A 23,698-nucleotide genomic window follows, 5' to 3' on the forward strand; every position below is an offset into this window, starting at 1 on the left:
GCCCCGCGAGTGATCGCGGGGCCGGGCCCTCCGGCCTGTACGGGGTGCGGCGGCCTCCGGCAGGACGTCAGATCGGCTGCGGCTCGAAATCCCAGAAGGGCCGGTTGCGCGAACGCGCCGAGACCGTGTGCACGTGCTGTGCCCCCAGCGCCGAGACCAGGTCGCCCAGCGCTTCGCTCTCCACCTTGTCGGCCCGCTGCCGGTCCCGGGTGCCGCGCAGATCCGCCGCGTACGCGATCCGGGCGGACAGGCTGAGCGGATGAGTACGGCCGAGTGCCTCGATGGCACGCGCGATGACCGATTCCATCAGGGCCGCCGCGGACTCCGTCCGCTGTCACTCATGACACCCCCGTTCCCCGAACTCCCCGCAGGTTAACGGCAGTACGCGATCGATGCGATGCACATCCGTCAGGACGCCGGGGCCGGGCGCGCCGGTTCTCGGGTGTTTCCCGGCCGGATTCCGTCGCCCCCGCCGAGGGTCCCGGCGCTCGCGCTCCCAGCCCCCTGGGGGCTGTCACCAGGCATTAAACTTGCGGCCATGTACTTCACCGACCGTGGCATCGAGGAGCTGGAGAAGCGGCGCGGCGAGGAGGAGGTCACTTTCGAGTGGCTCGCCGAGCAGCTGCGTACGTTCGTCGACCTCAATCCCGATTTCGAGGTGCCCGTCGAGCGCCTCGCCACCTGGCTGGCCCGGCTGGACGACGAGGACGAGGAATAGGGCGACGCCCAGGGGCGTCCGCCGGGCCCCGTCGGCCCGGATCAGCCCCCTCCTCCCGGATCAGCAACCGTCGGCCCGGATCCGGTCGTACGCAAGACCGAGTGCCCCGTGCACGATCAGCAGCGCTCCCGCGAACGCCCACCCTCCGCTGCGGCGCCCGATCCCCCAGGCGACGAGCGGTACTCCCGCGGCGAGCTGGGCGGTGGCGAGCGCACGCGCCTTGGGGCCTCGGAGCCACGGGCCGAGTCTGCCGCTCTCGACCGCGTGGAGTTCGATCTTCACGGCGTCTCGCCAGCCCGCCCAGGCGATCCGCTCGGATCCGGGCCTGCTGCCGGCCGAGGCGTGCAGCCGATCGGCGGGTTCGCCGGGATCGAGGCCGGCCGGGAGGGTCAGTCCGATTCGGGTGAGTACGGCGAGAAGACCGCGCAGCCGGGTGCGGGCGTCCGCGTCGGGATCCGGGCGGGTCAGCGTTTCGAGCCGCTGAATGTCCAGGACGGGGTCGAGCCCGAGCCGCGCGGCAAACGTACGCATCGCCTCGTCCTCACCCGCCGGAGTCCCGTCCGCCAGCCAGACGTATCCGACGGGCCGTCGGAAGTCGGACGCGAGCGTGCAGCCGGCCCGGTCTCCGTCCCACCACAGTGCGAGAACCGGCCAGGCGGAGCCGACCGCGAGCGCGGTGGCCCAGCCGCCCACCACACTGTCGACCGGCTGATCCCCTTCTTCCCCGTCCTGCCAGGGCTTTCCCTCCGGCACGAGGACGCTCCACCCGTCACCCGCGGGCGCGAGCAGCATGCGTTCGCGCAGCAGATGGGCCACCGGCCGTACGGAGTCGGGTTCGGCCCGGCAGAGCAGGAGCGCACCCACGGGTGATGTCGCGTTCATGCCCTACACCGTAGGGCAATTTGCCCACATTCAGGGCCATTTGATCGACCCAGGCCGGCCCACCCACCCTTGACTTTCTCGATCCGCGATATATCGTGTTCTTCAAGAGACGCGATATGTTGCGTCATGGCGCCCTCCCGGGAGGTCAGATCCATGCCTGTGTCGACGTGGGCCATCGCCGAGCCCCAGAAGCTCACCTTCGACGACCCGGTGACGGCACTGAGCGTGCGCATCGTCAACGGCACCGTCAACGTCGTCGGCACCGAGGAGCCGACCGCGCGGCTGGAGGTCTCCGCGATCGAGGGCCCGCCGCTCAATGTGACGCAGAAGGACGGCATCCTCACGGTCGCCTACGAGGACCTGCCCTGGCACGGCTTCCTGAAGTGGTTCGACCACAAGGGGCGGCACCGCAGCGCGGTGGTCTCGCTCGCCGTGCCGGCCGGGTCGACCGTGGAGCTCGGCACGGTCGGTGCCGGAGCACTGGTCTCGGGCATCCGGGGACGTACGGACGTGCGCGGCATCACCGGCGACGCCACGCTCGTCGGCCTCGGCGGCACGGTCCGCGCGGACACGGTCTCCGGCAATGTGGAGGCCCAGTCCGTCACCGGGGAGCTCCGCTTCAAGTCGGTCTCCGGCGATCTGACGGTCGTCGAGGGCGCCGGGGCGGCGGTACGGGCCGAATCTGTCAGCGGCAACATGGTGCTGGACCTGGACCCGACCGGGAAGCCCACGGACATCCGGCTGACCACGGTCTCCGGCGAGGTCGCCATCCGGCTGCCGCACCCGGCGGACGCGACGGTCGAGGCCAACACGGCCAGCGGCGCCGTCTCCAACAGCTTCGAAGATCTACGGGTCGGCGGCCAGTGGGGTGCGAAGCGCATCACCGGGACGCTCGGCGCAGGAACCGGAACGCTGAGGGCCACGACCGTGTCGGGGTCGATAGCCCTGCTGCGCCGCCCACCGGCCGAGGACGATCCGTACGACGCCGAGTCGACCGGAAAGGTGCTCTGACATGCCCTCCGTATTCGCCCATGGGCGGCTCCGCCTCTACCTGCTGAAACTCCTGGACGAGGCACCCCGTCACGGCTACGAGGTGATCCGGATCCTGGAGGAACGTTTCCACGGCCTGTACGCACCGTCGGCGGGCACCGTCTATCCGCGCCTGGCCAAGCTGGAGGCCGAGGGTCTCGTCACGCATGCCACCGAGGGCGGCCGCAAGGTCTACTCGATCACCGATGCGGGCCGCGCGGAACTGGCGGACCGCGGCGGCGAACTGGCCGATCTGGAGCTGGAGATCCGCGAGTCGGTCTCCGAACTGGCCGCCGAGATGCGGGACGACGTGCGGGGCGCGGCGGGGAAGCTGCGCAGCGAGATGCGCGCGGCAGCCGGCGAGACCCGGCACACCTCCGGCACCGGGACCGGCGCGAAGAGCGACCGGGGCTCCCCGTTCGGCGACTTCACGGACTTCGGCGACAGCGAGGCCTGGCGCACCGCCAAGGAGGAGCTGCGCAAGGCCAAGCAGGAGTGGAAGGAGCAGGCCCGCCGGGCGAAGGACGAGTCCCGCCGGGCCCGCGAGGACGCCCAGCAGGCGCGTCGCCAGGCCAAGGAGGCCCAGGAGAAGGCGCGCGAGCAGATGCAGAACGCGGCCCGGCAGGTCCAGGAGCACTTCGCCCGGGGTGACTGGCCCACCGGCGTACGGGAGGGGCTGGCCGAGATCACCGGCCGCCTGGCCGGATACACCGGGACGACCGGCCGGCCCTCGTACACCAAGCCCGAACCGGCGGCCGCCGACCCCGAATGGGGCAAGGAGACGGGCACGACGGGCGACCCGGCCCGCGACCTGGACCGCCTGCTCGACCGCTTCCGGGACGACATCCGCGACGCGGCCCGCGACCGGGGCGTCACCGAGGACCAGCTGGTGGAGGCCCGCCGCCATCTGTCGACGGCGGCGGCCCGCATCGGCGCGCTCCTACGGAAGGGCGCCGGCGCCGAGGAGTGAGCCGGGGCCGGGGGCATGCCCCCGGCCCGGCCACCGCATCCCTACCCCGCCTTCTCCTGCCCCTCGGCTCCCCCGGCACCCTCCCCGTACAGCGCGCGGGTGACCGCCTCGTGCGTCGCCCCGTGCTCCGCCAGCACATCGGCGACCACACCGGGTGTGACGGTGAACGCCAGCAGGATGTGTTCCTCGCCGATGAACCGGTCACCGCGCCCCACCGCGACCCGCAGGGACTTCTCCAGAATCGTCTTTGCGCCCCGGGCAAAGGGGGGCCGCCCGGACCGCCCGCGGCGGCCCTTCCGGTCCGCGGCCAGGGCGCCCTCACCGTGGGCGTCCTCGATCCGGGTGACGATCTCCGTCACATCGATGCCGATGCCGGCGAGTGCGTCCGTGTCGGCCTTGGTCAGCCCGCCCCGCCGACGGGCCTCGGCAAGCGCCGTCACCACCGAGGCGCGGCGGTCGGCCAGTCCGAGGGCTGCGACGGCGAAGGCGGCCCGGCTGCCCTGCTGATCGAGCAGGGCGAGCAGCATGTGCTCCTCGGAGACGGAGTCGGAGCCGGTCTTCTTGGCCTGGTCCACGGCACCGGTCACGACGGCGCGGGCACCACTGGCGAATCGCTCGAACATCAATGCCTCCCGTACTTCTTATGGACGGCCTGTCGGCTGACGCCCAGTTCGGCGGCGATCTCCTGCCACGACCAGCCCTGGACGCGAGCGCTTCTGACTTGTACGGCTTCGAGCTGCTCCAGCAGCCGCCGCAGGGCGGCGACGGCTCGCAATCCGACGCGCGGGTCGCGGTCGCCGGCGCGTGCGGCGAGATCCGTTGCTTCGGTCATGATGTCAACTTACATTGACACGGTCGCCATGTCAACCAGGGTTGACACGATCCGCACCGCGCGCCGCCGGCAAAAGGGCGGGGCGCGCACGGATCGAGCGAGGCCTTCGGCGATGACCTGCTGCGGGCCGGCCTGCACGCGTCGGCGAAACGACAACTGCCGCCATGCGGCCCCTACGGCACGCATGGCGGCAGATCTCATCAGCAGGACTGACACATCATCATCTCGGCGTCAGAGAGCGGAACTTCAGGATGTGGTGAGTACGATCTTTCCGAACTGATCGCCCGAGGCAAGCCGCTCGAACCCCTCGCGGGCGCGGTCCAACGGCAGAACCTCGTCGATGACGGGCCGCACTCCGGTCGTCGCACAGAACGCCAGCAGGTCCTCCAGCTCGTCCTTGGACCCCATCGTCGAACCGACGACCTTCAGCTCCAGGAAGAAGATCCGGGTCAGCTCGGCGTGCGAGGGCCGGTCGCCGCTGGTCGCGCCGGAGATGACCAGGGTGCCACCGGGGCGCAGCGACTTCACCGAGTGGGACCAGGTGGCCGCGCCGACCGTCTCGATGACGGCATCGACGCGCTGCGGCAGCCGCGCGCCGGGCTCGTACGCCTCGATCGCACCGAGCTCGACGGCCCTCTTGCGCTTGGCCTCGTCGCGGCTGGTGGCATGGATCCGCAGCCCGGCAGCCTTGCCGAGGACGATCGCGGCGGTCGCGACACCACCGCCCGCGCCCTGGACGAGGACGGAGTCACCGGGCCGCACTCCCGCATTGGTGAAGAGCATCCGGTACGCGGTGAGCCAGGCGGTCGGCAGACAGGCGGCCTGCTCGAAGGTGAGCTCCTTCGGCTTGGGCAGCACATTCCAGCTGGGCACGGTGACCTGCTCGGCGAAGGTGCCCTGGTAGCGCTCGGTGAGGATGGACCGGGGCTCGTCCGGGCCGACACCGTGTCCGGTCTGGCCGATGACGGAGTGCAGGACGACCTCGTTGCCGTCCTCGTCGATCCCGGCCGCGTCGCAGCCGAGGATCATCGGCAGCTTGTCCTCGGCGAGACCGACGCCACGGAGCGACCAGAGGTCGTGATGGTTGAGAGAAGCGGCCCGGACATTGACGGTGGTCCAGCCGGGGCGCGCCTCGGGGGCCGGGCGCTCGCCCAGCTCGAGGCCGGTGAGGGGGTGGTCGCGGTCGATACGGGCTGCGTAGGCGGCGAACATGGCCCCGACACTAGGCGCGAGGCGGATGCGGCGGAACCGGCAAGGGGTGTGACGTGGCCCGCGTGGCCGTACCCGGCGGGCGCGGGCATCGTTCAGCCTCGCCGGCATTCGAGACGCGGGGCCCGGGGCCGGGCCCCGGTTCGGGAAGGGGCGGGACGCGGGTCCGCCCCGCCCCGCCCCGGGCTCACCTCAGCGGCGCGCCACACCCTCCGCGCGTGCCGCCGCGGCAACCGCGGCCGTCACCGCGGGAGCAACCCGCTCGTCGAACGGCGAGGGAATCACGTAGTCCGCCGCCAGTTCGTCCCCCACCACATCCGCCAGCGCAGTCGCCGCGGCGATCTTCATGCCCTCGGTGATGCGGGACGCCCGCACCTGCAGCGCACCGGCGAAGATGCCGGGGAAGGCCAGCACGTTGTTGATCTGGTTCGGGTAGTCCGACCGGCCCGTCGCCACGACCGCCGCGTACTTGTGCGCGATGTCGGGGTGGACCTCCGGGTCCGGGTTGGCCATGGCGAAGACGAACGCACCGGGCGCCATCGACGCGACCGCCGACTCCGGCACCGTACCGCCGGAGACGCCGATGAAGAGGTCAGCGCCGACCAGTGCCGTCTCCAGCGAGCCGGAGATGCCTGCCTTGTTGGTGATCTCCGCGAGCTCACGCTTGACGTCGGTCAGGTCCTCGCGGTCCCGGCTGACGATCCCCTTGCGGTCGGCCACGGCGACGTCACCGAGCCCCGCCTCCAGCAGGAACTTGGCGATGGCCACCCCTGCCGCCCCCGCGCCGGAGATGACGCCGCGCAGGTCACCGAGGGTCCGCCCGGACAGCTTCGCGGCATTGCGCAGCGCTGCCAGGGTCACCACGGCCGTACCGTGCTGGTCGTCGTGGAAGACCGGAATGTCGAGCCGCTCCTGCAGCCTGCGCTCGATCTCGAAGCAGCGGGGCGCCGAGATGTCTTCCAGATTCACCCCTCCGAACGACGGTGCGAGCCGGACGACCGTCTCCACGATCTCGTCCACATCGGTCGTCGCGAGCGCGATCGGCACCGCGTCGACCCCGCCGAACTGCTTGAAGAGGATCGCCTTGCCTTCCATCACGGGCAAGGACGCCTCCGGTCCGATGTCCCCCAGCCCGAGCACCGCGGTGCCGTCCGTCACGACGGCGACGACCTGCGACTTCCAGGTGTAGTCGTGAACCAGCTCGGGATTCTCCGCGATGGCGCTGCACACCTTGGCGACGCCCGGTGTGTACGCGAGGGACAAATCATCCTTGTCACGCAGCGGGACGGTGGCCTGCACGGCCATCTTCCCGCCGCGGTGGAGCGCGAAGGCCGCGTCGAACGGCTCATCGGTGGCGCTCCCGGTATTGCTGTCAGTCGTGCTGTCGCTGCGAGGATTGACGATCTCCGCTGCCATGGTGATGACCCCTTAAGTCTTCTTTGTCTGAGGGTGGCCACTCCTGGTTGAGGAGGGGTGGGCGGGCACCGCGTCCGTTCCCTGCGCTGAGCGGTTGGCCCGCTCCGACAGGGGGAGGTACGTACGCGCGGGCGCGCCGCACACGCGCCCTGAGCCCCGGATGAGGGGTGTAAAGGTCTTTCTTACCGGACAGACCGCATCCCGGACGAGTTCAAATCGACGCGGTGACATGCCTCATAGTCGAATATCTGGACAAGTCGACTAATCAACCAGTTATCCGTCCACCAGTCGAGACGCGCCGAAAATTTTCCGGCCGGAAGAAAAAACCTCGTAGAAGGTCCGGCCTTGATGTACCGGCCCGCTGAGGTTCGGGGATCGCCCGTTACCCGATTTTGACATGACTGGCCCCCTGTTTGGGCTAGTCCGAATGGCAAGATGCCGTAACCATACGAGGCGGCGACATCCGACTATGTGTGCCATACCGCCTGGCAACTCCACCCTCACCCGCCGGAGGAACCCGATCATGACCGCACGCACCACCCGTCGTACGACCGCGAAGTCCCGGATTGCAGCGGTCTGCGCCATCGCGGTCGCCGGCACCATGCTGCTGACCGCCTGCGGCGACCAGACCAAGAGCGGAACGCAGGCGTCCGAGCCGACGAAGAGCACCTCCGGGGCCTCCTCTCCCGCCGACCTCCTGCCGCAGGACATCAAGGCCAAGGGCGTCATCAAGGTCGGCTCGGACATCGCGTACCCGCCGGTCGAATTCAAGGACAAGTCCGGCAACGTCGTCGGCATCGACCCCGACCTCGGCGCCGCGCTGGGCAAGGAGCTCGGCGTGAAGTTCGAGTTCGAGAACGGCACGTTCGACACGCTGATCTCGGGCCTGCGCGCCAAGCGCTACCAGCTGGCGATGTCGGCCATGACCGACACCAAGGACCGCCAGGAAGGCATCGACTCCACGACGAAGAAGAAGGTCGGCGAGGGCGTCGACTTCGTCGACTACTTCTCCGCCGGTGTCTCGATCTACACCAAGAAGGGTGACGACAAGGGCATCAAGACCTGGTCCGACCTCTGCGGCAAGAAGATCGCCGTGCAGCGCGGCACCGTCTCGCACGACCTCGCCAAGGCCGAGGCCAAGAAGTGCGCGGGCGGCAAGACGATCTCGATCGAGTCGTACGACACGGACCTGGAGGCCCAGACCCGGCTGCGCAGCGGTGGCGTCGACGCCGTCTCCTCCGACTTCCCGGTGGCCGCGTACGCGGTGAAGACCTCGGGTGGCGGCAAGGACTTCCAGATCGTCGGCGAGCAGGTCGAAGCCGCTCCGTACGGCATCGCCATCGCCAAGGGCAACGACCAGCTCACCAAGGCCGTCCAGGCGGCCCTGGACGCGCTGATCAAGAACGGCGAGTACGGAAAGATCATCGCGAAGTGGGGCGTGGAGGCCGGAGCGGTCACCGAGGCCAAGATCAACGGCGGATCCTGACCGGGCCCTGCACTGAAAGGCTCACCTGTGACTGACATCGAGAAGACGGGTCCGGCCGACGGGCCGCCCGTCCCCCCCTCTCCGGCGGCCGGTCCGGAGGCCATCAAGGCCATCCCGGTCCGGCACTACGGCCGGTACGTCTCGGCGGTCATCGCCATCGCCGCGCTCGTCGCGATCATCTACGCCTTCTCGCAGGGCAAGATCAACTGGGGCGCCGTCCCCGACTACTTCTTCGACGACCGGATCATCAGGGGTGTCGGCCAGACCCTGCTGCTGACCGCACTGTCGATGGTCATCGGAATCGTCGGGGGCATCCTGCTCGCGGTGATGCGGCTCTCCAAGAACCCGGTGACCTCGTCCATCGCGTGGTTCTACATCTGGTTCTTCCGCGGCACCCCGGTCCTCGTCCAGCTGTTCGTCTGGTTCAACCTGGGTCTGGTCTTCGAGTACATCAACCTCGGGCCGATCTACAAGGACTACTGGTCGAGCTTCATGACGCCGCTGCTGACGGCGCTGCTCGGCCTGGGCCTCAACGAGGCCGCCTACATGGCGGAGATCTGCCGTGCCGGTCTGCTCTCGGTCGACGAGGGCCAGACGGAGGCGTCGCACGCGCTGGGCATGAGCCACGGCAAGACGCTGCGGCGCATCGTGATCCCGCAGGCGATGCGGGTGATCGTGCCGCCGACGGGCAACGAAGTCATCAACATGCTGAAGACGACGTCGCTCGTGTCCGCGGTGCAGTTCACCGAACTGTTCCGGTACGCCCAGGACATCGGATCGTCGTCCGGAGCCCCGGTGGAGATGTACTTCCTCGCCGCGGCCTGGTACCTGATCATGACGTCGGTGCTGACCGTGGGCCAGTTCTACCTGGAGCGGTACTACGCGCGCGGGTCGAGCCGCAGCCTGCCGCCGACCCCCATACAGAAGATCCGGGCCAACCTGCTGTCCCTGGGCCGTCCCTCGGGAGGTATGGCATGACCGCCATGGTGAAGGCCGAAGGCGTCCACAAGTCCTTCGGCGCCGCACACATCCTCAAGGGCATCGACCTGGAGGTCGCCCCGCGGGAGGTCTTCTGCCTGATCGGCCCGTCCGGTTCCGGCAAGTCGACGTTCCTGCGGTGCATCAACCACCTGGAGCAGATCAACGCCGGCCGGCTCTACGTCGACGGCGATCTGGTGGGCTACCGCCAGAAGGGCGACAAGCTCTACGAGCTCAAGGACGCCGAGGTCGCCCTGAAGCGCCGGGACATCGGCATGGTGTTCCAGCGGTTCAACCTCTTCCCGCACATGACGGCCATCGAGAACGTCATGGAGGCCCCGGTACAGGTCAAGGGCGAGGCGAAGGCCGTTGCCCGGGCCCGCGCGGAGCAGTTGCTGGACCGGGTCGGCCTGGCCGACAAGGCGAAGAACTACCCGTCGCAGCTCTCCGGCGGTCAGCAGCAGCGGGTGGCGATCGCCCGCGCCCTGGCCATGGAGCCGAAGCTGATGCTCTTCGACGAGCCGACATCGGCGCTCGACCCGGAGCTGGTGGGCGACGTCCTGGACGTCATGCGCGGGCTCGCGGAGGACGGCATGACGATGGTCGTCGTGACCCATGAGATGGGCTTCGCCCGGGAGGTCGGCGATGCGCTGGTCTTCATGGACGACGGCGTGGTGGTCGAGTCGGGCCACCCTCGCGACGTACTGACGAACCCGCAGCACGACCGGACGAAGTCGTTCCTGTCGAAGGTGCTTTAGCCCGACCGGCGCGGGAATGTCACGAGGGCGGTACGGACTCCGGTCCGTACCGCCCTCTCTCGTGTCCCCGTATCCCCCGCCGGGCTACTGATTCGGCAGCAGCTCCGGGCTCAGCATCAGCGAGCGCAGCTGGGCGCGCGTCAGCGGGGTGTTCTTGAGCAGCGGCCCCTGCGAGGTGTCGGCCCGGAAGCCGGTGCTGTCCCGGACGGCCAGCACCCCGCCGTCCTTCAACGTGAGCCGGCCGACGAGTTCGAAGCCCCACTTCGGCGTACCGTCGCCGTAGTCCATCGAGTCGCTCCAGATGGTCAACACCCGGCCGTCCGGCAGTTCCTCGCGTACGCAGCCGGTCGGGCGCGGCCCGGTGGCCGGCTTGCAGAGGTCGTCGGCGGGAGCGAATCCGCCGAACTTCTTGCGGACCTGCTCGCCGCTCATGGCACGGATGACGAGGTAGCCGACGCCCCCGTCCCTGCGGACGGCGTACTGCCCGTCCAGCGGCCCCACCGGGTGCTCCTTGGCCTGCTGCGGGGTCGCGTGCTTGATGATCACGGCGAGTGAGACCTGCTCGACCGAGCCCACCCCCTTGGGCAACAGCTCGACGAGCTTCTTCGCCCGGCCGCTGCTGCCGGCCGGTTCGGCGGACGCAGCCACCGAGGCCTGCTCCTCCTTCGGCTGCGCGGTCAGCCCCGGGACCGCGACCGCTCCGGCCGTGACCACGGCGAACGCGGCCGCCGCGACCGTGGCCCGGCGCCGCCACCGCACCCGGGCGGCCTTCGCGTACACCCCTTCGGTGCTGATGACCGGCTGCCCCGCATGCTCGGCAGCCCGCCCCAGCAGCTCCCTGACGTCGCTCATACGTATTCCTCCGCCATCTCGGCGCGCAGCGCCGCCAACCCCCGAGCCGCGTGGCTCTTGACCGTGTTCTCCCGCATCCCGAGCATGTCGGCCGTGGCCTCGACGCTCAGGTCCTCCCAGTACCGCAGCACCAGAACGGCCCGCTGCTTGGCCGTGAGCCGGGCGAGGGCCGCCCGTATCGCAAGGCCGGTGTCCGGGTCGGGCGACCGGCCCGCGCGGTCGGGCAGTTCGCCGTACGCCTCCTCGCGCCGCCAGAACCGGCGGCGGGCGGCGATGAAGGTGTTGACCAGCGTCTTGCGCGCGTACGCCTCGATGTTGTCCAGCCGCCCGTGCCGCCGCCCGCCGAGCACGACCTTCACGAGGGTCGACTGGACCAGGTCCTCGGCCTCGTGCCGGTCACCACAGAGCAGATAGGCGCTGCGGAACAGTGCCGTACGTCTGCCCTCGACGAAGGCGTGCAGCGCGGCTTCGTCATCGATCCGCATCGTCGGCGCCCCTTCCCGGGTCCGCGGGTGCGGACCGTCTCACCCTTCCAGTGCGCCAGGGTGCGCGGCGGGTTGCAGCAGGGGCGGAAAAGTTCGGGGCGGTACGGACCGGAGTCCGTACCGCCCCATGTGACGCATGGTGCAGCCCTTACTTCACGGCGAGCACCAGGGCGTCCGACGGGGAGGCCCAGACGGCCCGTGCCTCGCCGAAGCCCGCGGCGCGCAGGGTGTCCGCGTGCCACCGCACGGACGGCATGTCGCCGTCCGAGTGCTCGCCGTAGATCTCGTACCGCTCGGCGGTCGGTCCGGCCAGGACCGGGTCCTTGGCCGCGAGGGCCCACCAGTCCGCCCAGTCGAGGGCTCCTGCGGCCTTGGCCCGGTCCATCCCGGCGTGACGGTGGGCGCGTTCGGCCGCGTTGATACGGGGGGTGTCGGTGTCGATCATGTGATCGGCGTTCATGAACACCCCGCCGTCACTGACGAGTCCGCTGAGCTGCCCGTAGAGCGTGGCGAGCGGTTCGCTGTGCAGCCAGTGCAGGGCGGTGGCGGTGAGGACGGCGTCGTAGGTGTCGTACGGCAGCCGGTCGACCCAGGCGCGGTCCTTGAGGTCGGCCGTGACGAAGGTGACGCGCTCGTCGCCGGCGAAGGAACCGCGGGCGATGGCGAGCAGCGCCGGGTCGAGGTCGACGCCGGTACTGGTCGCCTCGGGGAACCGCTTGAGGAGCCGATCCGTAATACTTCCCGTACCGCACGCGAGGTCGAGCACCCTCGGCCGGGGCCCGACGAAGGCCTCGACCATGTCCAGCATCACCCGGAACCGTTCCTCGCGGTCGGGCATGTACCACTCCTGCTGCCGGTCCCAGCTCTGCTGCCAGGCCTGCCAGTCAGTGCCCGTCGATGTCTCCGTCACCCGAACCCCTCCACTACGTAATACCCTCGAAGCAGAAACGACCGTTACACCGGTCACCGTATCCAGACCTTAGACCGACCCTGTAAGGACTACAAGTGGAACTGGCCTATTACTCGGACTATGCGGTGCACCTGGTCAACACCGAGGAGCCGGCCCGCAACAACGACGTCCTCACCTCCGTCGAGGCGGTCCGCGATCTGTTCGGCGCCAACGGGCAGGCGGCGAGGCGCGCCACCGACGCGGACGTGACCCGCTTCCGGTCGGTACGGGCCCGGCTGCGCGCCGTTTTCGAGGCGGCCGACATCGGCGACGAGACGCTCGCCGTCGACCTGTTGAACTCGCTGCTGCTGGAGTTCCCGGTCAGCCCGCAGATCTCCGGCCACGACACCCGTGACGCGGACGGAAAACCGGACTGGCACATGCACCTTGCCGACCACCCCTCGAACGCGACGGCCGGCTACGCCGCCATCGCGGCGATGGGTCTCGCCTTCCACCTCACGTCGTACGGGGTGGACCGGCTCGGGCTCTGCGAGGCCGCGCCCTGCCGCAACGCGTACCTCGACACCTCGACCAACCGGTCGCGTCGCTACTGCTCGGACCGCTGCGCGACCCGCGCCAATGTGGCCGCCTACCGGGCCCGCAAGCGCCTGGAGACGGAGCGCGCCGCCGACACCGGCCGCAGCGCGGAGACCGCCCAGGCCAGCACCGTGCGGACCGAACGCTGATCCTTCCTCAGCGGCCGGTAGCGGGCCCGGACCCGGGCCAGCACCAGCTCTTCGGGCACCGTCCCGTAGTCCGTGCTGTCCCCGCCCGCGAACGTGTTGTCGGCCAGCACCCACCAGCCGCCCGCGCGGCGCTCGGTGGCCCGCTTGACGACCAACAGGTCCTGTTGGAAAGGGTGGCGCAGGACGACCACGTCACCGGGGCGCACCGGCGCCCCGTACTGCACGAGCAGCCAGTCCCCGTGATAGAGCGTGGGCACCATCGACGGCCCTGTCACCTCCACCACCTGGAACCGCAGCCGCCCCGCCATGCCCCGCACGGGCCCCTGCGCCAACTCCGGTACCTCCGGCATCTCCGGTACCTCCCCGGTCCGTTCCGTGCATTCGACCACTGGCCCCATACTCACCTTGGACTTTTGGCCTAAGCCCATGGGGGCACCCACGAAAACACGTCCCTCACGGAGTAATGTCCCACCTGAGAAGACGATCACGAGGAAGGACAGCTCAATGCTTTCCCGCCTGTTTGCCCCCAAGGTGAAGGTCAGCGCCCACTGCGACCTGCCCTGCGGCGTGTACGACCCGGCCCAGGCCCGCATCGAGGCGGAGTCCGTCAAGGCCGTCCAGGAGAAGTACCAGGCCAACGAGGACCCGCACTTCCGGGCCCGTGCGGTGGTCATCAAGGAGCAGCGCGCCGAGCTTGCGAAGCACCACATCTCGGTGCTGTGGAGCGACTACTTCAAGCCCCCGCACTTCGAGAAGTACCCGGAGCTGCACCAGCTGGTCAACGACGCCCTCAAGGCGCTGTCGGCCGCGAAGGCCTCCACGGACCCGGCGACGGGCCAGAAGGCGCTGGACTACATCGCCGAGATCGACAAGATCTTCTGGGAGACCAAGAAGGCCTGATCTTCGATCGTGCCAGTTGACCTGCGATTCCTTTGGTCGCTTGGTCTACCTGTCCGCACCCGGTCCGCAGGCCGCCAAGAACGGTGTCCTTCACGGACCGGGTGCGGTCTTCTTCGCCCGGCGGGCAGTGAGCCATCATGCGCCACTCGTCCTGTGTGGACATCGCGGAGCGTCATGACGCCACGGCCCGCCTCAGTTCACCGCTCACGCTACGGAAGCAGGCCGATCCGCTCCCGATAGGCATGCGCGAGCGGTAGCGATGCCGCATAGAGGCGGTCGATGGCCGCTGCGTCCATGCCGCCCCGGGCGGTGACCGCGCGGACATCGGCGACCTGGCGCTGGATCTCCAGTTCGCGGAGGTCCGCAGGATCGTCGCCGTCCCTCACCACGGGGATCATCTCTTCCAGGGCGTCCGCGAAGGAATGCATCGCATCCAGGGCGTCCGCGACCGTTTCAGCGCTGGAATCCGGATCGCCCCACGCTTCGAGGACGTAGCCTGCGATGTCCAGGACGTCCATTCCCCAGGCACCCGGGCCGTCCGGTTCGTCGATGTGCTCGCCGTCGGGCTCGACGAGCTCGTTGTACACCTCCAGAACTTCCGCGAGTTCATCCGTGGCCGGCTCTCCCGAGGCCAGGGTCCTGGAGACGGCCACGGCCCGCTGGAGGAATGCCTCCGAACCGGGAAAAAGATCGGAGAATTCGCCCTCCATCGGGAACAGCGAGACCCTGTGCAGGGCGAGCGACGCGATGACCGCCCTCCCAGCGGGGCTGACCTCGGCCAGCTCCGCGGTCGTCACTTCAACTTCGGACATCTTCCCCAGCCCTACCAAGCGAACGACCGGACGCGGTGAGAACGCCCCCGCTCGGATTCCTACGGAACCTGTTGAGGATCGCAGTCTTCCAGTGGGTCCCCACAAAGCGGGCAGCGACCACGATGTCGCTGAACGGGACAGGGAGTTGCCGGGCGGACGGCCCGGCAGCTCCCTGGTTCGGCGGGTCCGCACGGGTGGTCACCGGCCAGCGACTCCCGCGCGCCGCCTGGTTCCCAGGAACGCACCGGCCAGCAGCGAACCCATCAGCGCCAGCGCGGAGTTGACCAGGATCGCGACCGCGACTCCGGACAGGACGCCGGTGGGTCCGGTGTCGCCGAGCGAGGCCATCCGGGCGGCGACGACGGCGCTCATCACCGGGATGCCCATGGTGATGCCGACCTGCTGGGTCATCGTGGCGAGGCCGGTGGCCAGGCCCTGTTCGGTGTCGGGGAGGCCGGAGGTGGCGGTGACCATGAAGCCGACGATCATCAGCATGTTGCCGATGCCACCGATGAAGGTAGCGGCGAGGAGGAGCCAGATCCAGGCGCCGGAGGTGCCGAGGGCGACCAGGGTGAGCGTGGCGGCGGCCTGGACGATGCCGCCGCCGACGATGGTGGTCCGGGCCCCGTGGCGGCCGACGGCGCGGCCGCCGAGGGTGCCGCCGATGACGGTGCCCAGACCCAGGACCCCGAAGGCGAATCCGGTGGTGAGGGGCGAGTAGCCGAGGACTTCCTGCAGGTAGAGGGTGAGGAGGAAGACGAGGGAGGTCTCGGTGGCGAAGGCGATCAGTCCCGCCGCGTTGCCCCAGATGACGCTGCGTCGCGTCAGGATCCGTACCGGTACGAGGGGCGTCGCGGCCCGCTTCTCGACGAACCAGAAGGTGACGAGAAGAGCGGCACCTGCGAGGAGTGCGGCCAGGGTGGCGGGGGTGGTCCAGCCGGTCTCACCGGCCTGGGTGAGTCCGTAGACGAGGGCGAGGAGTCCGCCGGTGACGGTCACGGCGCCGGGGATGTCGAGCCTGGGCCGCTCGGTGGGCCGGGAGTCGGTGATGACGGACGGAGCGAGAACGAGGACGACCAGGGCGACGGGGGCGTTGATGAAGAACGCCCAGCGCCAGGAGAGCAGGTCGGTGAGGAGTCCGCCGAGAATGGCTCCCGCGGTGAACCCGGCCGACATCAGGGCGCCGTTGAGACCGAGGGCGCGTTCGCGCAGCGGGCCCTCCTTGAAGGCCGTAGTCAGCAGGGCGAGCCCGGCCGGAGTGACGGCCGCGGTGGCCAGACCCTGCAGCACGCGCGCGGAGAGCAGGACTTCGGGCGAGGCGGCGAGTCCGCCGAGGAGGGAGGAGGCGCCGAGGACGGCCATCCCGCCGAGGAACAGCCGCTTGCGCCCGACGATGTCAGCGACGCGCCCGAAGAGGAGCGTGAAGCCGGCCGCGGCGAGTGCGAAGGCGGTCGCGATCCACTGGAGGCCGGCGAGGGAGAAGCCGAGCCCCTTGCCGACGACCGGCAGTGCGACGTTCAGGATCGAGAAGTCCACGGCGATCATGAACTGGGCGCCGAGAAGAAGGGTGAGGACGAGCTTCTGCCGCCCGGTCATGCGGATCCCGGGCTGTGCGGCGGCGGCTTCGACCGTTGGTGACGGGGTTGCGCTGGGTGCGGACATGAGTGCCTTTCTCAGGCAGGAGTTTTAACGGTTCCGTGGTTCCGTTAAGGTGGGATCACCGTAGCAGGAGAAGCCTGTCTAATGGAACTGGAGACCCGTTATGACTTCTGAGGGCGTGGAGCCAGGCACCGTCCGGCCCGGTGGACGGACCGCCCGGGTCCGGGAATCCGTCCTGCGGGCGGCGGGCGACGCACTGGTCGAGCACGGCTTCGACGGCCTCGACCTCGCCGATGTCGCCCGCCGTGCGGGGGTCGGCAAGACCACCGTCTACCGGCGCTGGTCCACCCCCACCGGTCTCATCGCCGATCTGCTCGACGACATGGCCGAGCAGTCCTCTCCCCGGACGGACACGGGTTCACTGATCGAGGACCTCAGGGCCAATGCGCTGCTCGTGGTGAAGACCCTGACCGACCCGCGCCAGGGCCCGCTCTTCACGTCGGTGATCGCCGCTGCGACGTGCGACCCGCGCACCGCCGAGTCCCTGCACCGCTTCTACGCGATCCGCGTCGAGGAGTGGGCGGGCTGCGTCACCGCGGCCCTGGAACGCGGCGAGCTGCCCGCGGGCACGGACCCCGACGAGGTGATCCGCGCGGTCTCGGCCCCGCTCTACTACCGGCTACTGGCCAGCGGCGCGCCCCTCGACGCGGCGGCCGCCGATCTCGCCGCCGAGGCCGCGGCAGCCGCGGCGCGGGCGGGCGTGTACGTGAGGTGACGCGGTGCGCGCCGGGCGGGAGCGCCCGGTGTCCGCGGGAACCGCGGCCCAGCCATCGGCGCGGTGTCCGCCACAACTGCGGCGCAGCAGTCGCCCACTCACCGTAGGGAGAAGCGGCGGGCGACCTCGGACCGCGGGGCGGGGTCCCACGAGCCCCAGGGCGTTTCTGTGCGCATGTGCCATCGGACCGGTCCGGTCCGGCCGGCGTCCCGGCCGGACCGCCGGGAGTTCAGCCGGTTCCGAGCAGGTGCCGGTAGCTGTCCGGATGCTCCCGGAGGTACGTGGCCAGGTTCTGCGCCGGACGGCCGGTCAGACGCGGTACGGCGTCCGAGACGGTGGCCATCTCGCCGGCCGCGATCGCCTCGTACGACGTCACCCAGCCCGCGACCTCCCAGTCCGCCGCGCCGTACTGCGCCCGTGACGCGTATGCCTCCTCCCGGGTCTCCGGGTGGTAGGTGATGGTCCGTCCGGTGGCCCGGCTCAGTTCCTCCGCGGCCTCGGCGAGGGTGAATGCCTCCGGTCCGGTGAGGTCGTACGTCGCCCCGTCGTGGCGGCTGTCCGCACTCCCGGTGCCGGCCAGGAGGACGGCCGTCGCCGCGTCCGCGATGTCCTCGTGCGCCACCGCCGCGACCCGGCCGTCGCCGCCCGGGCCGCGCAGCACTCCGTCCGACCCGGTCATCGCCGGGATCCCGGCGAGGTACCAGCTGTCACGGAGGAAGGTGTAGCGCACCTCGGAGACCCGGATGTGCGCCTCGGTGTGCCAGTGGTCGCGGCCGAAGGTGAACGTGGCGTCGGGTGCGGCGCCGAGGAAGGACACGTACACGATGCGTTCGACACCGGCGGCTACCGCCGCGTCCACCGCGGTGGTGTGTTCGAGTACCCGGCCGGGGCTCTCGTGCGCGGAGACGAGGAACAGGGTGTGCGCCCCGGCGAGCGCCCGGCGCATGGCCGCCCCGTCGCCGTAGGAGGCGGGTGGAGCGGCGACCGCGCCGGGCAGGTCGGGCAGCCGGGACGGGTCACGGCCCAGCAGCCGCACGGGGACGCCGGCGCGCACGAGCCGCTGCGCGACGCGGCCGCCGACCGCGCCGCTCGCCCCGGTGACCGCGGTGATCGGGGCGACGGTGGGGGGTGTGGTGTTCATGCGGGGCTGCCGTCCTTGCGCGGCCAGGGACGTACCTCCACGACCGCGTCCACCGGGACGGGGCCGTAGATGTGCGGAAACTCCTCGCCGCCGGGCTCGAACGACTCGTACCGCACGGGCACGGAGAGCCGCGCGGGGTCGATGACGAGCACCACCAGGTCGGCCGGGGTCTCGGCATCGGCCGGGGCCCCGGCGCCGTACAGCATGTCGGCCACGCCGGGGAGCTGGTGGGGCAGCGAGCAATGGATGAAGCCCTCTTCGTGCAGGGTGCGGCCGCGGGTGGACATCTCGTACGTCCCGATCCCGCGGGCCGCCTCCCACAGAGGGCCTTCGGTGAGGTGCAACAGGAGTTCGGCCATGGGGCCAAACTAGCCGCGTCGACGCATCCTCCGGGCCATCGGCGTGGCCAGTGAACCGGCCGAGCAGCGCCGTCGCGATCCGCCCGGTCGTGCCGGCGGCGGCTCAGTCCGTCAGCAGCTTCGCCTCGGTCTCCGGGTCCAGTCCCACCGCGGGCCGGTCCGGCCGCTGCGGCGCCACGCCGCCCAGCCCGCACAGCCAGTCCCAGGTGTCCGTGACCGTCTCCCCGACCGGCCGGCAGCGCAGCCCGGCCGTGTGCGCCCGGCTGACGTCGCCCTGGTGCATGGTGTCGTACAGCTCGCCCGGCGGCAGCCAGATCGGCAGCTCGCTCCATGGCTCGACGCCCGCCGCAAGGATCTTCTCGGCGGCCGTCCAGCGCAGTTCGGCGCCGGAGCCGGTGGCGCGGACACAGGCGTCCAGCAGCTCACCCATGGTCGTGTGCCCCGGGCGGCTGACCACGTTGTACGGTCCGTGCAGTCCGCGTTCCGCCGCGTCCAGCAGCCAGTTGGCGAGGTCGCGGGCGTCGATGTACTGGAGCGGGGTGTCCGGTGCCCCCGGGGCCAGTACCGATCCGCCGCGGGCGATCCGCCGCAGCCACCACGGCAGCCTGCCGATGTTCTCCCACGGCCCGAGGATCAGCCCCGCCCTGGCCAGCAGGGCACGGTCGCCGAACGCGTCGAGGGCGGCCAGTTCGCCGCCGCGTTTGGCCTGCGGGTACGGGACACCCGCCCCGGCGTCCGGCGAGGCCCCGGCCACCAGCGGGCCGTCCTCGGGGAGTCCGGCCGGCGCGGGGTACTCGTACACCGAACGGCTGGAGACATAGACGTACTGCCCGGCACGGCCGGCGAGCAGCCGGGCGGCGTCCCGTACGGCCGAGGGGGCGCCGCTCCAGGTGTCGACGACCAGGTCCCAGGTGTGCGCCCCTCCCTCGCGCTCCCCCGCACCCGCGGCGAGCGCCACGAGTCCGTCGGCGCCGGTGCGGTCGCCGAACAGCTCTGTGACGCCCGCCGGGGGTGCGTGACGGCCGCGATGGAACACGGTGACCTGCCAGGCCCGTGCGAGCGCCGCCTCGGTGACGGCGCGCCCGACGAATTCCGTACCGCCCAGGATCAAGAGCCTCATGGGGCCGACTCTGCCCGCAGCCGGGGCAGTTGGGAACAGCTCCTCGCTCTGGGCGGAATCGGCGGGGTCCGGGCGGGGCGTCAGGGCAGCCGCGCGAGCGTGCTGCGGTGGCACACCAGTCACTGGCGGCACCCGGTCACCCGCTGCGCCGCCTCCCGCCAGGCCGCTTCCCGTTACCCGTACACCGGATTCAGGGCGCGACCGCCTCGCCGAGGACGGCAGGGAGGCAGCGGTGAGGCAGTCGCCGCGCAGGGCGGTGCCGCGGGGGGACGGAACGGGTGAACGAGTCCTCCCGCTTGATGCGCCGACAGCGAACGGTCCCGGCGGGGCCGAGCCCCCTGACGGATGCTGGGCCCAGCGGTCCGCGAGGGCCGGGCCCACCCATGGAGGTATCCGCGTGAGCGAGCGTCCGGAAACGCTGTACAAGGCCGTCGGCGGTATCGACGTGCTGCGCCGGCTGAGCAACACCTTCTACGACGAGGCGCTGGCCGACCCGCTGCTCGCTCCTGTCTTCGCGGGCTTCACCCCGACGCACATCGAGCATGTCGCCGTGTGGCTGGCCGAGATCTTCGACGGTCCCGCCGACTACACGGCGAGGCTCGGCGGCCACCAGGCACTGTTGCGCACCCACCTCGGACTGTCGATCACCGAGCCGCAGCGGCTGCGCTGGATGGAGCTGATGACGGCGGCGGTCGACAAGGAACTGCCGGACGACGAGCTGCTGCGCCGCCGCGTCGTCGAGTACTTCGACTGGGGCACGAAGATCGCACGCGATGTCTCGGCGTCCCCGGCCGGCGAAGACCTCGGCGATCCCGGGCCGACGCCGCGCTGGGGGTGGGACGGCCTGCGCTGACCCCGGCCCACAACGTCCTTTATGTGCGGTCGAGTTCGGTACGGATCAGGGCCAGCAGTTCGTCCTCCGTCATGCCCAGCTCGCGTGCGTCCGCGACCACCCTGCGTACGTGTTCCAGCAGCCGGGCGCGGTGCGGCGAGGCGCCACCGGTGACGACCGCACCCCGGCCCCGGCGCAGTTCGAGCAGCCCTTCCTCGCGGAGCTGCTGGTAGCCGCGGAGCACCGTATGGACGTTGACGCCGAGGGACTCGGCAAGGACCCGGGCGGCGGGGAGCCGCTCGCCCGGGACCGCTGCCCCGTCGGCGACGGCCCGGCGGACGCAGGCCGCGATCTGGTCGCCGAGCGGCACGGTGGAGGTGGGATCGACCCGAAAGAGCATGGTCAGTGCCCCGCCCGGCGCCGGTCGATCAGGGTGTTGAGGAGCGCGGCACCGGTCGCGGAGTCGTCGACGGTCACCGCGAATTCCCGCCCGTTCACCAGCCTCGCCACAATCCCCTCGCCTGAGCGGATCATGACCCCAGTCCGTCCAGGCCGGATGCGGTAGCCCCAGCCGCCGTACTCCGCAAGGGCGTTGATGTCCCGGCTGGTCGCCACCTCGATCCGCTCGAGCGGCACCCGGATGCGCGGCCAGGGCAACATCCCCGAGACGACGATGCCCCGCCGGTCCACGCTCACGTACGGCCGGGCGAAGCTGGCCGGCACCATGCCGACGATCAGCAGCAGAACAGCGGCCGGCCAGTTGCCGACGAAGAAGAGGACGACTCCGAGGACGAGGAGTCCGAGCGCGACGAGCGGCAGCCACCAGCTGTCGGCGCTGCGTGCCCATCCGGCGACCTCCCCGTCGGCGAGCACGATGCGTTCTCCGTCCATGGCCTCCGCGGAGCGGACCGGCTGCTCCGGTACGGGGCCCAGCGCGGCCAGCACGAATCCGAGACCGGCGGCGAGCGCGCCGGCGCCGAGGGCGGCGGCCAGCTGCCACATCGGGAACGACACACCCGGCGCGCCTTCACCTGCGTCCAGGTTCACGATCAGCACAGCGGCCATCAGATAGCCGAAGAATCCGGCGAAGGCGTATCCCCCGGCGGCCAGCAGACGGTAGGCCCGGCCGGAGAAATTCCCCTTCGCCGTCATGGTGGCCCACAAGGCGCCGGTCCCCACGAACAGGGCGACGGTGACGAGGACGTACGACGTCCGGCCCGCATGGCCGTTCGCCTGCCCGCCGGCCTCGAAGTGGCTGGCCAACTGTCCGGGCAGCCGGTCGCGGAACACGGCCAAGAGGGCCAGGTCGACGATGAGCGCGAGCAGGAACGGCAGGGCGACCAGGATCGCGCAGCCGGCATTCTTACGGTTCACGAAAACCTCCTTGTTCGCATGCTAGTAGAACAATGGGGTGCCGGTAAAGCGCTGTGCCCCGCACCGGGAAGGTTCATCCGGTACAGGGCACAGCGCGTCGGCCGACATGCCGTCGGGCGAGAATGTGGTCAGGCGTGTTCGAGGGGGAACGCGCCGCGGTGTCCGGTGCCCGAACCCTCCGCCGGGCGCGCCTCGAACTCACGGCAGCTCCAGATCTCCTGGACGAATCCGGTCCGCCGGTCCCACAGACCGATAACATCGTCCTCGCCCGCCGCCCCCCGGTACGCGTCCTTGGCACCCCGGAAACAGGCGAGGCCACCGGACAGTCCACGGCCGGGCGCCGGGAAGTAGTCCGAGAACGCGCAGGCGATGCAGGTCTGCAGACGGACTCCGGGCGGCAGGATGCGCTGGATCGTGGCGAGAGCGGTGGCGAAGTCGCACTCGGCCCGGCGCGAACTGTAGACCGCGCCGCCGAAGTGCAGCTCCAGATGGAGATCGGCGTCGGGGCGGCGCAGCGACAGCAGGCAGCTGAGGGTGGCCTGATGGACCATTCCGTCCGAGATCACCGGCAGCGGCAGGTCCCACTCCAGCACGCAGTCGGTGAGCGCGCCGTCCGCCAGGGCGAACATGCCGCTCTCCGGCTGCATTCCGGGGGCCGGTCCGAGGTCGTCGAAGCTCTCGCCCTCGAAATCGACGCCCCGGATCCGGATGCGGAGTTGCTGTCCGTCGGTGGTGAGGATGATGGCGTCGGAACCCTGGCGGTCCCGGTACCAGCCTGCCCATGACTCGTCTGTCATGAGCACGGACTGTAGCCCGTGCCCGCCGGCGTCCCCCTGCCGCCCTCCGCTTGCGTGCCGCGGGGACTCAGCCCGCCTGCGGTTCCCGCCACATGGGCCACATCGCCGGCCCGTCCGGAAGATCCACGGTCGTGCCCATGAAGGTGAACCCGAGCCGTTCGTAGAGCCGGCGGCTGCGCGCGCTGCTCGCCTCCAGATAGGCGGGAACACCGTCGCGGTCGCAGCGCTCCAGCACCTCGGCGATCAGGGCCGCCCCGATCCCCTCTCCCTGGCGCTCCGGGGACACCCCGATCATGAGCAGGTACTCATGGGCCCGGTCGTGGGGGTGGATCGCACCCGTCAGCTTCCCGACCAGCTCGGTCCGCTCGTTGTCGGGGTCCGCGGTCGCCCGCATCAGCGCAGGGGTGGGGTCCTCTTCCGTGGGCGCACCAGCGGGCACCGGCAGCCACAACGCGACGGCCGTTCCGTCCTCCAATAAATCGATACGGCCTTCGGCGAGTGTGACGTCGACGAAGACGCCGAGGAACTTTCCATGAACGGCCCGGCGGTGCGCCTCGTCCGGGAAGACCCAGCTGCTGACCGGGTCGTCGTGGAACGACTCGTCGAGGAGCCGCACGACCTGCTCCCGGTCCGCCGCGTGCGCCTGCCGTATCCGTACACCCATGCCCGGCTCCCGCCCTCACTCGCCCATGAACTCGCGCGACCTCAACCTGCCTACAGAATCTTAAAGTTGAAGCCG

28 protein-coding genes and 1 pseudogene are annotated in these 23,698 nt (G+C 70.5%); 10 read left to right on the plus strand and 19 right to left on the minus strand.

All coding sequences use genetic code 11. The annotated features are described in order from the left end of the window. Positions 1-67 precede the first annotated feature (67 nt). Positions 68-325, minus strand: a pseudogene (locus ACNPQM_RS27135) (hypothetical protein); the annotation flags it as partial. A 213-nt stretch (positions 326-538) separates the two neighbouring features. Here ACNPQM_RS27135 and ACNPQM_RS27140 point away from each other — a divergent pair. Further along, complete coding sequence (locus ACNPQM_RS27140; RefSeq protein WP_023586593.1) at positions 539-718, plus strand: DUF6104 family protein; 180 nt, start codon at positions 539-541, stop codon at positions 716-718. 60 nt (positions 719-778) lie between these two features. Here ACNPQM_RS27140 and ACNPQM_RS27145 read toward each other — a convergent pair whose 3' ends face one another. Continuing rightward, the gene (locus ACNPQM_RS27145) at positions 779-1,600 is read right to left on the minus strand and encodes a hypothetical protein (RefSeq protein WP_418086058.1); all 822 of its coding nucleotides are present in this window, start codon (positions 1,598-1,600) and stop codon (positions 779-781) included. A 153-nt stretch (positions 1,601-1,753) separates the two neighbouring features. On the opposite strand from ACNPQM_RS27145, the gene ACNPQM_RS27150 reads away from it, so the two are divergent. Together ACNPQM_RS27150 and ACNPQM_RS27155 are read left to right on the plus strand one after the other, a co-directional pair. Next, on the plus strand, positions 1,754-2,611 hold the full coding sequence (locus ACNPQM_RS27150) for a DUF4097 family beta strand repeat-containing protein (protein ID WP_358862661.1): 858 nt from the start codon (positions 1,754-1,756) through the stop codon (positions 2,609-2,611). A gap of 1 nt (position 2,612) precedes the next feature. Continuing rightward, entirely contained in the window at positions 2,613-3,599 is a 987-nt protein-coding gene (locus ACNPQM_RS27155) for a helix-turn-helix transcriptional regulator (RefSeq protein WP_418086059.1), read from the plus strand. A 41-nt stretch (positions 3,600-3,640) separates the two neighbouring features. Here the strand turns inward: ACNPQM_RS27155 and ACNPQM_RS27160 are convergent, their stop codons facing one another. From ACNPQM_RS27160 to ACNPQM_RS27175, 4 genes are all read right to left on the minus strand, one after another. After that, positions 3,641-4,222 (minus strand): Clp protease N-terminal domain-containing protein, encoded by a 582-nt coding sequence (locus ACNPQM_RS27160; RefSeq protein WP_418086060.1) that lies wholly within the window; start codon positions 4,220-4,222, stop codon positions 3,641-3,643. Continuing rightward, positions 4,222-4,431, minus strand: coding sequence for a sigma factor-like helix-turn-helix DNA-binding protein (locus ACNPQM_RS27165; protein ID WP_014154112.1), 210 nt, complete (start codon positions 4,429-4,431; stop codon positions 4,222-4,224). Before ACNPQM_RS27165 ends, ACNPQM_RS27160 begins: the two co-directional genes overlap by 1 nt. Positions 4,432-4,677: 246 nt before the next feature. After that, entirely contained in the window at positions 4,678-5,643 is a 966-nt protein-coding gene (locus ACNPQM_RS27170) for a zinc-binding dehydrogenase (RefSeq protein WP_358859770.1), read from the minus strand. Positions 5,644-5,832: 189 nt separating this feature from the next. After that, positions 5,833-7,056 (minus strand): NAD(P)-dependent malic enzyme, encoded by a 1,224-nt coding sequence (locus ACNPQM_RS27175; RefSeq protein ID WP_418086061.1) that lies wholly within the window; start codon positions 7,054-7,056, stop codon positions 5,833-5,835. Between the two features lie 523 nt (positions 7,057-7,579). Between ACNPQM_RS27175 and ACNPQM_RS27180 the strand changes: the two genes are divergently transcribed. The 3 genes from ACNPQM_RS27180 to ACNPQM_RS27190 are packed head-to-tail and all read left to right on the plus strand — an operon-like array spanning position 7,580 to position 10,278. Beyond that, positions 7,580-8,542 carry an ABC transporter substrate-binding protein gene (locus ACNPQM_RS27180; RefSeq protein WP_418086062.1) on the plus strand — a complete coding sequence of 321 codons (963 nt, stop codon included), beginning with the start codon at positions 7,580-7,582 and terminating at the stop codon, positions 8,540-8,542. Between the two features lie 27 nt (positions 8,543-8,569). Further along, on the plus strand, positions 8,570-9,520 hold the full coding sequence (locus tag ACNPQM_RS27185) for an amino acid ABC transporter permease (protein ID WP_418086063.1): 951 nt from the start codon (positions 8,570-8,572) through the stop codon (positions 9,518-9,520). Beyond that, the gene (locus ACNPQM_RS27190; protein WP_358859766.1) at positions 9,517-10,278 is read left to right on the plus strand and encodes an amino acid ABC transporter ATP-binding protein; all 762 of its coding nucleotides are present in this window, start codon (positions 9,517-9,519) and stop codon (positions 10,276-10,278) included. The genes ACNPQM_RS27185 and ACNPQM_RS27190 overlap by 4 nt, the downstream gene beginning before the upstream one ends. An 84-nt stretch (positions 10,279-10,362) precedes the next feature. Here the strand turns inward: ACNPQM_RS27190 and ACNPQM_RS27195 are convergent, their stop codons facing one another. The 3 genes from ACNPQM_RS27195 to ACNPQM_RS27205 form a co-directional block, all read right to left on the minus strand. Next, positions 10,363-11,130 (minus strand): hypothetical protein, encoded by a 768-nt coding sequence (locus tag ACNPQM_RS27195; protein ID WP_418086064.1) that lies wholly within the window; start codon positions 11,128-11,130, stop codon positions 10,363-10,365. Continuing rightward, positions 11,127-11,615, minus strand: a complete 489-nt coding sequence (locus ACNPQM_RS27200) for a SigE family RNA polymerase sigma factor (protein WP_358859764.1) — start codon at positions 11,613-11,615, stop codon at positions 11,127-11,129. Before ACNPQM_RS27200 ends, ACNPQM_RS27195 begins: the two co-directional genes overlap by 4 nt. Before the next feature lie 148 nt (positions 11,616-11,763). Further along, positions 11,764-12,525, minus strand: coding sequence for a class I SAM-dependent methyltransferase (locus ACNPQM_RS27205; RefSeq protein ID WP_418086065.1), 762 nt, complete (start codon positions 12,523-12,525; stop codon positions 11,764-11,766). A gap of 95 nt (positions 12,526-12,620) precedes the next feature. Here ACNPQM_RS27205 and ACNPQM_RS27210 point away from each other — a divergent pair, with 95 nt between their 5' ends. Next, positions 12,621-13,250: a CGNR zinc finger domain-containing protein gene (locus ACNPQM_RS27210; protein ID WP_418086066.1), complete on the plus strand. Its 630-nt coding sequence runs from the start codon at positions 12,621-12,623 to the stop codon at positions 13,248-13,250. Here the strand turns inward: ACNPQM_RS27210 and sodX are convergent. Next, entirely contained in the window at positions 13,154-13,600 is a 447-nt protein-coding gene (gene sodX / locus ACNPQM_RS27215; RefSeq protein ID WP_418086067.1) for a nickel-type superoxide dismutase maturation protease, read from the minus strand. The genes ACNPQM_RS27210 and sodX overlap by 97 nt on opposite strands. A gap of 154 nt (positions 13,601-13,754) precedes the next feature. On the opposite strand from sodX, the gene sodN reads away from it, so the two are divergent. Next, a complete protein-coding gene (gene sodN / locus ACNPQM_RS27220; RefSeq protein WP_266981604.1) occupies positions 13,755-14,150 on the plus strand; it encodes a superoxide dismutase, Ni in 396 nt (131 codons plus the stop codon). 209 nt (positions 14,151-14,359) lie between these two features. Here the strand turns inward: sodN and ACNPQM_RS27225 are convergent, their stop codons facing one another. Together ACNPQM_RS27225 and ACNPQM_RS27230 are read right to left on the minus strand one after the other, a co-directional pair. Continuing rightward, on the minus strand, positions 14,360-14,962 hold the full coding sequence (locus tag ACNPQM_RS27225) for a hypothetical protein (RefSeq protein ID WP_418086068.1): 603 nt from the start codon (positions 14,960-14,962) through the stop codon (positions 14,360-14,362). Positions 14,963-15,160: 198 nt separating this feature from the next. After that, positions 15,161-16,624, minus strand: a complete 1,464-nt coding sequence (locus ACNPQM_RS27230; RefSeq protein ID WP_418086069.1) for an MFS transporter — start codon at positions 16,622-16,624, stop codon at positions 15,161-15,163. A 100-nt stretch (positions 16,625-16,724) separates the two neighbouring features. On the opposite strand from ACNPQM_RS27230, the gene ACNPQM_RS27235 reads away from it, so the two are divergent. After that, positions 16,725-17,336, plus strand: a complete 612-nt coding sequence (locus ACNPQM_RS27235; RefSeq protein ID WP_358859758.1) for a TetR/AcrR family transcriptional regulator — start codon at positions 16,725-16,727, stop codon at positions 17,334-17,336. Between the two features lie 229 nt (positions 17,337-17,565). Here the strand turns inward: ACNPQM_RS27235 and ACNPQM_RS27240 are convergent, their stop codons facing one another. From ACNPQM_RS27240 to ACNPQM_RS27250, 3 genes are all read right to left on the minus strand, one after another. After that, positions 17,566-18,477, minus strand: coding sequence for an NAD(P)H-binding protein (locus ACNPQM_RS27240; protein WP_418086070.1), 912 nt, complete (start codon positions 18,475-18,477; stop codon positions 17,566-17,568). Then, positions 18,474-18,836 (minus strand): DUF952 domain-containing protein, encoded by a 363-nt coding sequence (locus ACNPQM_RS27245; RefSeq protein ID WP_418086071.1) that lies wholly within the window; start codon positions 18,834-18,836, stop codon positions 18,474-18,476. Before ACNPQM_RS27245 ends, ACNPQM_RS27240 begins: the two co-directional genes overlap by 4 nt. A gap of 103 nt (positions 18,837-18,939) precedes the next feature. Further along, a complete protein-coding gene (locus ACNPQM_RS27250; protein ID WP_418086092.1) occupies positions 18,940-19,944 on the minus strand; it encodes an NAD-dependent epimerase/dehydratase family protein in 1,005 nt (334 codons plus the stop codon). A gap of 409 nt (positions 19,945-20,353) precedes the next feature. Here ACNPQM_RS27250 and ACNPQM_RS27255 point away from each other — a divergent pair, with 409 nt between their 5' ends. Beyond that, positions 20,354-20,809 (plus strand): group II truncated hemoglobin, encoded by a 456-nt coding sequence (locus tag ACNPQM_RS27255; RefSeq protein ID WP_358859755.1) that lies wholly within the window; start codon positions 20,354-20,356, stop codon positions 20,807-20,809. A gap of 19 nt (positions 20,810-20,828) precedes the next feature. On the opposite strand, the gene ACNPQM_RS27260 is transcribed toward ACNPQM_RS27255, so the two are convergent. From ACNPQM_RS27260 to ACNPQM_RS27275, 4 genes are all read right to left on the minus strand, one after another. After that, complete coding sequence (locus ACNPQM_RS27260; RefSeq protein ID WP_418086072.1) at positions 20,829-21,188, minus strand: GntR family transcriptional regulator; 360 nt, start codon at positions 21,186-21,188, stop codon at positions 20,829-20,831. Positions 21,189-21,190: 2 nt separating this feature from the next. Beyond that, positions 21,191-22,162, minus strand: a complete 972-nt coding sequence (locus ACNPQM_RS27265) for a DUF1648 domain-containing protein (protein WP_418086073.1) — start codon at positions 22,160-22,162, stop codon at positions 21,191-21,193. A 128-nt stretch (positions 22,163-22,290) separates the two neighbouring features. Then, positions 22,291-22,959: a DUF6304 family protein gene (locus ACNPQM_RS27270; protein ID WP_418086074.1), complete on the minus strand. Its 669-nt coding sequence runs from the start codon at positions 22,957-22,959 to the stop codon at positions 22,291-22,293. A 67-nt stretch (positions 22,960-23,026) separates the two neighbouring features. Then, positions 23,027-23,623, minus strand: a complete 597-nt coding sequence (locus ACNPQM_RS27275) for a GNAT family N-acetyltransferase (RefSeq protein WP_358859751.1) — start codon at positions 23,621-23,623, stop codon at positions 23,027-23,029. Between the last annotated feature and the right edge of the window lie 75 nt (positions 23,624-23,698).

Origin of the sequence: Streptomyces sp. NPDC056231, assembly GCF_048270745.1 — a bacterium.
GTDB lineage: Bacteria > Actinomycetota > Actinomycetes > Streptomycetales > Streptomycetaceae > Streptomyces.

What these genes read in the sequence shown, in the direction of transcription:
- ACNPQM_RS27225 (WP_418086068.1), bottom strand. Translation starts at nt 14,962, where the DNA reads ATGTCCGAAGTTGAAGTGACGACCGCGGAGCTGGCCGAGGTCAGCCCC.
- ACNPQM_RS27150 (WP_358862661.1), top strand. Translation starts at nt 1,754, where the DNA reads ATGCCTGTGTCGACGTGGGCCATCGCCGAGCCCCAGAAGCTCACCTTC.
- sodX (WP_418086067.1), bottom strand. Translation starts at nt 13,600, where the DNA reads ATGCCGGAGGTACCGGAGTTGGCGCAGGGGCCCGTGCGGGGCATGGCG.
- ACNPQM_RS27155 (WP_418086059.1), top strand. Translation starts at nt 2,613, where the DNA reads ATGCCCTCCGTATTCGCCCATGGGCGGCTCCGCCTCTACCTGCTGAAA.
- ACNPQM_RS27235 (WP_358859758.1), top strand. Translation starts at nt 16,725, where the DNA reads ATGACTTCTGAGGGCGTGGAGCCAGGCACCGTCCGGCCCGGTGGACGG.
- ACNPQM_RS27145 (WP_418086058.1), bottom strand. Translation starts at nt 1,600, where the DNA reads ATGAACGCGACATCACCCGTGGGTGCGCTCCTGCTCTGCCGGGCCGAA.
- ACNPQM_RS27190 (WP_358859766.1), top strand. Translation starts at nt 9,517, where the DNA reads ATGACCGCCATGGTGAAGGCCGAAGGCGTCCACAAGTCCTTCGGCGCC.
- ACNPQM_RS27200 (WP_358859764.1), bottom strand. Translation starts at nt 11,615, where the DNA reads ATGCGGATCGATGACGAAGCCGCGCTGCACGCCTTCGTCGAGGGCAGA.
- ACNPQM_RS27275 (WP_358859751.1), bottom strand. Translation starts at nt 23,623, where the DNA reads ATGGGTGTACGGATACGGCAGGCGCACGCGGCGGACCGGGAGCAGGTC.
- ACNPQM_RS27165 (WP_014154112.1), bottom strand. Translation starts at nt 4,431, where the DNA reads ATGACCGAAGCAACGGATCTCGCCGCACGCGCCGGCGACCGCGACCCG.
- ACNPQM_RS27270 (WP_418086074.1), bottom strand. Translation starts at nt 22,959, where the DNA reads ATGACAGACGAGTCATGGGCAGGCTGGTACCGGGACCGCCAGGGTTCC.
- ACNPQM_RS27230 (WP_418086069.1), bottom strand. Translation starts at nt 16,624, where the DNA reads ATGTCCGCACCCAGCGCAACCCCGTCACCAACGGTCGAAGCCGCCGCC.
- ACNPQM_RS27240 (WP_418086070.1), bottom strand. Translation starts at nt 18,477, where the DNA reads ATGAACACCACACCCCCCACCGTCGCCCCGATCACCGCGGTCACCGGG.
- ACNPQM_RS27245 (WP_418086071.1), bottom strand. Translation starts at nt 18,836, where the DNA reads ATGGCCGAACTCCTGTTGCACCTCACCGAAGGCCCTCTGTGGGAGGCG.
- sodN (WP_266981604.1), top strand. Translation starts at nt 13,755, where the DNA reads ATGCTTTCCCGCCTGTTTGCCCCCAAGGTGAAGGTCAGCGCCCACTGC.
- ACNPQM_RS27140 (WP_023586593.1), top strand. Translation starts at nt 539, where the DNA reads ATGTACTTCACCGACCGTGGCATCGAGGAGCTGGAGAAGCGGCGCGGC.
- ACNPQM_RS27195 (WP_418086064.1), bottom strand. Translation starts at nt 11,130, where the DNA reads ATGAGCGACGTCAGGGAGCTGCTGGGGCGGGCTGCCGAGCATGCGGGG.
- ACNPQM_RS27175 (WP_418086061.1), bottom strand. Translation starts at nt 7,056, where the DNA reads ATGGCAGCGGAGATCGTCAATCCTCGCAGCGACAGCACGACTGACAGC.
- ACNPQM_RS27160 (WP_418086060.1), bottom strand. Translation starts at nt 4,222, where the DNA reads ATGTTCGAGCGATTCGCCAGTGGTGCCCGCGCCGTCGTGACCGGTGCC.
- ACNPQM_RS27170 (WP_358859770.1), bottom strand. Translation starts at nt 5,643, where the DNA reads ATGTTCGCCGCCTACGCAGCCCGTATCGACCGCGACCACCCCCTCACC.
- ACNPQM_RS27260 (WP_418086072.1), bottom strand. Translation starts at nt 21,188, where the DNA reads ATGCTCTTTCGGGTCGATCCCACCTCCACCGTGCCGCTCGGCGACCAG.
- ACNPQM_RS27180 (WP_418086062.1), top strand. Translation starts at nt 7,580, where the DNA reads ATGACCGCACGCACCACCCGTCGTACGACCGCGAAGTCCCGGATTGCA.